At 46.5% G+C, this 1,139-nt stretch carries 3 protein-coding genes; all 3 read left to right on the top strand.

From position 1 onward, the window contains the following. Positions 1-173: 173 nt before the first annotated feature. On the top strand, positions 174-389 hold the full coding sequence (locus AABK37_RS41470) for a hypothetical protein (protein ID WP_432557193.1): 216 nt from the start codon (positions 174-176) through the stop codon (positions 387-389). Between the two features lie 92 nt (positions 390-481). After that, positions 482-640, top strand: a complete 159-nt coding sequence (locus tag AABK37_RS41465) for a terminase gpP N-terminus-related DNA-binding protein (protein WP_432557194.1) — start codon at positions 482-484, stop codon at positions 638-640. Next, a partial coding sequence (locus tag AABK37_RS41460; protein WP_432557192.1) for a hypothetical protein occupies positions 633-1,139 on the top strand: 507 nt, incomplete at its 3' end. The genes AABK37_RS41465 and AABK37_RS41460, both read left to right, overlap by 8 nt.

Raw genomic sequence — 1,139 nt, 5'->3', positions numbered from 1 at the left:
TTACCACAAATTCTGCAATATGTCAAATGCGGGAAAAATTGAGTTGCATAGAAGTGTCTGGGTATGTCGAGGATTAGTTACCACAAATTCTGCAATATGTCAAATGCGGGAAAAATTGAGTTGCATAGAAGTGTCTGGGTATGTCGAGGATTAGTTACCACAAATTCTGCAATATGTCAAATGCGGGAAAAATTGAGTTGCAAGACGCGATCGCCCATTGCCCATTGCCCATTGCCCATCGCCCATTGCGCTGTTACTGTAACTTTACGGTGACAGCAGAATTGTGCAAAAGCTTCGGTGATTGTTCGGTAGATAGGTTTGGTGTATATTGCGTTGCTATTTGTAACAATATTTGTAGGTATCCTTTTATGTTTTCATTAAGAACGTGAACTCAATAGCCACAAGAAGTCGCAAACAGCCCTGGTACGCCATCCCAGGCGAGTCATCACATGCCTATCAGTTGTTTTATCATTACGTCTGCATGGGTGTGGATGGCAAGAGGTCGTTGCGACAACTGGCTCAACAAATCGGTATGAACTGCCGCACGATCCAGTATTACTGCCAGAAATATCATTGGGTATCACGCGCACAGCAGTTTGACTTGCATAAAATTCAGAGGAAATTTGACAATCATGCCTAAAGCTTTAACCCCGACCCAAGCCCTTGAACAGAAAATCAAGGATATCGAAGCCGCGATCGCCGACAAAGAGCGCCAATTCCTCGCGCAATCAGAAGAAAATTCCCAGTTCGCGGAAGCCCTAAAAATCTTAAATTCCGGCACTGCCGCATATATTCCGGTTGGTCGCATTCTGCTTCTCGATAAAATCAACGCTCTGTTGAATGAGGCGAGTGATAAGGCAGATCGCGAGTACCGTTTACAAGTTACCCGGCAAGCGTTGGTAGAGGGTCAAGTTGCTGCCGCCAGCTTTCAAGCCGAGATTGAGCAATTGCGGCAGCAGTTGGCGATCGCCCAGAGCGAATTGGACTGGATGGAGAACTACCAGCCTCATGTTGAAAGATACCGCGCTGGCTTTTTGCAACCATCCCCAGAAGACGTTAAAAATGGTAAGGTCGCGGCTTTTGAGGCTGACATCAACCAACGACGGACACACCTGCTACGCGCTCAAGCATGGTTGAGT

The organism is Tolypothrix sp. VBCCA 56010, from assembly GCF_050875635.1.
Taxonomy (GTDB): Bacteria; Cyanobacteriota; Cyanobacteriia; order Cyanobacteriales; family Nostocaceae; genus Hassallia.
This window is presented reverse-complemented; position numbering and strand designations above follow the sequence as displayed.